Consider the following 4,285-nt stretch of genomic DNA (forward strand, 5'->3'; position numbering starts at 1 on the left):
CCGCCGCCGGCGCCCACGCGGTCCGCGCTCGGCTCGACCATCAGCGCCGGATCGAGGATCGTCGCCAGCTCCTTTTCGGAGAGCTTGGTCTTCTCCCGAGCGACCTCCCGAATCGTCTTGCCCGACGCTGCCGCTTCCTTGACGATTGCGGTGGCGGCGTCGTAGCCGATGATCGGCGCCAGACTGGTGCCGATGGCCAAGCCGCGCTCGACCATCTCGGGTCCCCGGTTGGTGGCTTTGAGGCCGTCGACGGCTTGGCGCGCGAAGTTGGCCGACGCGTTGGCCAGCAGCTCGATGGATTGGAGCAAGTCGTAGGCGACGATCGGCATGGTGAGGTTGATCTCGAAATTGCCGGATTGGCCGCCGACGGTGATGGCCGCGTCGTTGCCGATGACCTGGACGCACACCATGAGTACCGACTCGGCGATGACCGGGTTGACCTTGCCGGGCATGATGGACGAGCCGGGTTGGACAGCCGGCAGTTCGAGCTCGCCGATGCCCGCGCGCGGGCCGGAGCTGAGCCAGCGAACGTCGTTGGCGATCTTGGTCAGCGAGACGGCGATGGTCTTCATCGCGCCGCTGGCCGCAACCGCGTTGTCGAGCGAGGCTTGGGCCTGGAAGTGGTTGCTGGTCTCTTTGATGGTCAGGCCGGTCATCTTGGAGAGCTTGGCAGTCGCGAGTTTGGCGAACTCAGGGTGCGTGTTGATGCCGGTGCCGACGGCAGTGCCGCCGAGGGCGACTTCACTCAGCTCCTCCTGCGCCGCTTGCGCGCGCTTTATGCCGCGCTCGATCTGGCCGGCGTAACCGATGAACTCTTGGCCGAGCCGGATCGGGGTGGCGTCTTGCAGATGCGTGCGGCCGGTCTTGATGATGCCCCAGAACTCTTTGGACTTCTTCTCCAATGATGTCTGGAGGATGTGGAGGGCCGGCACGAGATCTTCTTTGATGGCGCTGGCGGCGGCGATATAGGTGGCGGTGGGGATGACGTCGTTGCTGGACTGGCCGAAGTTGACGTGATCGTTGGGGTGGATCTTCTTCGCCTCATCCTTGCCGACGAGCTGGCGCGCGCGGTAGGCGATAACCTCGTTCGCGTTCATGTTGGTCGAGGTGCCCGATCCTGTCTGGAACGTGTCGACCACGAAGTGCGCGTCGTGCTTGCCATCGATGACTTCTTGCGCGGCTTTGACGATCGCCGCGGCGACGTCTTTGTCGATGAGGCCGAGCTCAGCGTTAGTCTGCGCCGCGGCGAGCTTGACCTGACCCAGCGCCTTGATGAAGCGGCGCGGGTAGCGCAGCGAGCTGATCGGGAAATTGAGCGCGGCGCGCTGGGTGCTCGCGCCATAGAGCGCGGACGCGGGCACGTGCATCTCGCCCATCGAGTCTTTTTCGACGCGTGTCTCTGATGTCTCGTTGTTCGTCTTCATAGTAATGGACGGTCTTCGGCAGGGCGGTGCGGGCCGCCCTCGGCGTGGGTTCGACTTAGGTCGCTACCGGGACGCGGACGCCAAGATGAGGTCGCGAAACTCGTCGACGGAGAGGCCCGCATTCTTGAGCGCGTTGTGAAGCGTGCCCTTCTTCAAGGGCTTTCGAGAGTTGAAGAAGCAGTGGTCTCCGTTCTGCCGTAACACAACAAAGCCGACCTTCTTCAGGGCGGCTATCGTGGTGCGTCCGCTCACTTGCGGGAGTGAGCTCAAATAGCGACCTCTAGACGCGCGATCTCAACCCTGGGAGTCGGAGCCGGCTTGGCCGTTCCAAACGAACCATCTGCCACGCGCTGGGTGACCACCAGCTGGATGGCCTCCTTCGCGTTCGCGATCGCTTCTTCCAACGTATCACCCTCTGTCGCAATCTCAGGAAACTCGTCGACCGTGACGACAAATCCGCCCTCGCTGTCTGCGGTGAGAGTAACGTGGACTTCCGAAAGAGTGCCGCTCAATTCAATTCGGTCCTCGTTAGGGTTTATTTCCTATTGCGTGAGGCCTTGCCTATTGGACGATGGCAACATCCCGCTGTTACGGTTTGGGGCCGGAGCGGATATATGTGACGATTTCCGTGCCGATCGGCAGGCGCGGGCGGATATCGCCGACGATCTCTGCGCCTGCGAGCGAAGGCGCCGAAGAATCCGCCGCCGCCGCGACCTCTTCATAATACACGCCGAAGTGCGGCAGGGCTTGGCCATCCACGAACTCGTGCGCGCTTACGTCGAAATCTTCGTCATCCGCGCCGCCGGCCTCGAGCGGCTGGCCTTCCAAATAGCGCGTGTAGGTCCACGCTCCCTCCGGATCGCTGTACGTCAGCGTGACGGTTTCGGCTTGCAAGATGTCCGACAGCCCTTCGGCGACGCCGCCGTCGTCGATCGGGTGCCCGTCCTCGATCACCGTCGTCCAGCCGTCTTCTTGCGGGAACAGCGCGAAACTGCGCACCCGTTTGGTAGAGGTCACCGGATCGGGCGTCGGCTCGAGTCCGCGTTCATGCGTCGGGGTTCGCGCGGAATCAGCCATCAATTCATCGAGTGCCCGATGCACTTCGTGCAGCGGCGTGTCGCGCACGTAGACCGTGCCGAATTCGAGGCTCATCGGCTGAAGATGCTGCGCACGACGAAGAACACGTTCTCTCTGCGCTCGGCCATGCGGCGATAGAAATAGGCCGCCCAGTGCGTGCCGAACGGAACGTAGACACGCACGCGATAGCCTTCGCGGCGCAGCTCGCGTTGACGTTCGGAGCTGATGCCGTAGAGCATCTGGAACTCGAACGCATCCTTTGCCATGCCTCGCTCTGCGGCGAACTCGCGCACGGCGCCGATCAGCCGCTCGTCATGGGTTGCGATGGCCGGATACGTGCCGCGAGCGAGCAACGCGAACGCCAATGTCTTGAAGTGCTCGCGGATCGCGGACATGTCTTGCAGCGCCGCCTCGGGCGGTTCTTTGTACGCGCCCTTGCACAACCTCACGCGCCAGCCACGCGCGATCGCGCGCTCGACGTCGGCGTCCGCGCGATGCAGATAGGCCTGGACCACCGGGCCGATGTCTTTGTAGATCGCGCGCCCGCGCTCGAGCAAGCGGTAGGTGGAGTCGACGGTCGCTGAACCTTCCATGTCAAGGCGGATGAACATGGCGTGCGGCCGGGCGGCCTCGATGATGCGCGCCAAGTTCTCGAACGCGAGATCTTCGGAGATCGCCTGGCCGATCGCACTCAACTTGACCGAGACGTTGCAGTCCGCGTGGGTGGCCACGATGCGCTCGATCATCCGCAGATAGGTCTGGGTGGTCTTTGCGGCTTCAGTCTGCGAGTGCACATCTTCGCCGAGGAAGTCGATCGAAGCTGAAAGGCCGTCGGCGTTGAGCGCGGCAACCGCTTCGAGCGCGCTGTCGACCGTCTCGCCGGCGACGAAGCGGCGCGCGAGGAAGAACAGCCGCCGCTGAAGTCCCGGCCGTCGGTTGAGCACGTCGGCGAAGGTGGCCATGAGGACGGTTAGGCTACCACGCGGCGGGGCCGCGCGCCTTGTGCAGGAGTCCCCGCACCGGCGACCGCACGGTGCACGCCATGGCGGACACGCAAGCATCTGTCGCGGCTGCGCCGGTGCAGTCGCCGCTGACAGCCTCCGAACTCACCACGCTGCGTCTGCTGGAAGCGACCTTCGCGCCGGTCGAGTGCGACGTCGATGCGGCGACCGCGCAGGTGGCGACGGCGCTCGGCCTGCTCGCTCCGCACAAGTCCGAACAGCTGCGCGGGCTGCTGCGGATGCTCGAGTCGTCGATGTTCTGTTTCATCTTAAGCGGGCGCTTCTCGCCGTTTTCCGGTCTCGATCACGAGCATCGCACGCGTTTGCTGGTGGCGATGGGCGACAGCTCGTTCCCGCAGCTGCGCACCGGCTTCCAGGCGTTCAAGCGTTTGGGCACGTCTGCTGCGTATTCGGCCGTGGACGCGCGCGGGCGCAATCCGTTGTGGACCGCCGTCGGGTATCCCGGGCCCCGCGGCGACCGGCCCGCGCCTCCACCGCCGCTGCCGATCTTCGAACCCGATGCGGCCGAGCTTCATGCGGATGCGGTCGTGGTCGGTTCAGGCGCCGGGGGAGGCGTCGCAGCGGCGCTGTTAGCGGCCGCCGGCAAGAAGGTGATCGTGCTTGAAGCCGGGCCGTCCACGAATGTCGCAGATTTCAACCAGCTCGAAGCGGACTCGATGGCACGCTACTATCTCGACCATGCGCTGGCGGCGACCGACGATCTCGGCGTCGTGCTCCTGGCCGGCGCGTGCGTCGGCGGCGGCACGACGATCAACTGGTGCA

The 4,285-nt window shown here is 64.6% G+C and carries 5 protein-coding genes; 1 reads left to right on the forward strand and 4 read right to left on the reverse strand.

Going from position 1 to position 4,285, the window contains the following annotated elements; translation table 11 throughout:
• The 4 genes from VKF82_04275 to VKF82_04290 form a co-directional block, all read right to left on the reverse strand.
• Positions 1-1,424 (reverse strand): class II fumarate hydratase (locus VKF82_04275; GenBank protein HME81274.1); only part of this gene is annotated, 1,424 nt, incomplete at its 3' end.
• Positions 1,425-1,690: 266 nt separating this feature from the next.
• Positions 1,691-1,936 (reverse strand): type II toxin-antitoxin system HicB family antitoxin, encoded by a 246-nt coding sequence (locus VKF82_04280; protein ID HME81275.1) that lies wholly within the window; start codon positions 1,934-1,936, stop codon positions 1,691-1,693.
• A 76-nt stretch (positions 1,937-2,012) separates the two neighbouring features.
• The gene (locus VKF82_04285; GenBank protein HME81276.1) at positions 2,013-2,576 is read right to left on the reverse strand and encodes a hypothetical protein; all 564 of its coding nucleotides are present in this window, start codon (positions 2,574-2,576) and stop codon (positions 2,013-2,015) included.
• Complete coding sequence (locus VKF82_04290; protein HME81277.1) at positions 2,573-3,463, reverse strand: proline dehydrogenase family protein; 891 nt, start codon at positions 3,461-3,463, stop codon at positions 2,573-2,575. Before VKF82_04290 ends, VKF82_04285 begins: the two co-directional genes overlap by 4 nt.
• A gap of 38 nt (positions 3,464-3,501) precedes the next feature.
• On the opposite strand from VKF82_04290, the gene VKF82_04295 reads away from it, so the two are divergent.
• Positions 3,502-4,285 (forward strand): NAD(P)-binding protein (locus VKF82_04295; protein HME81278.1); only part of this gene is annotated, 784 nt, incomplete at its 3' end.

The organism is Candidatus Eremiobacteraceae bacterium (assembly GCA_035314825.1).
Classification (GTDB): Bacteria; Vulcanimicrobiota; Vulcanimicrobiia; order Eremiobacterales; family Eremiobacteraceae; genus JAFAHD01.

Excerpts from the sequence above, each read along its gene's own strand:
- VKF82_04285 (HME81276.1), bottom strand. The coding sequence starts at position 2,576 with ATGAGCCTCGAATTCGGCACGGTCTACGTGCGCGACACGCCGCTGCAC.
- VKF82_04290 (HME81277.1), bottom strand. The coding sequence starts at position 3,463 with ATGGCCACCTTCGCCGACGTGCTCAACCGACGGCCGGGACTTCAGCGG.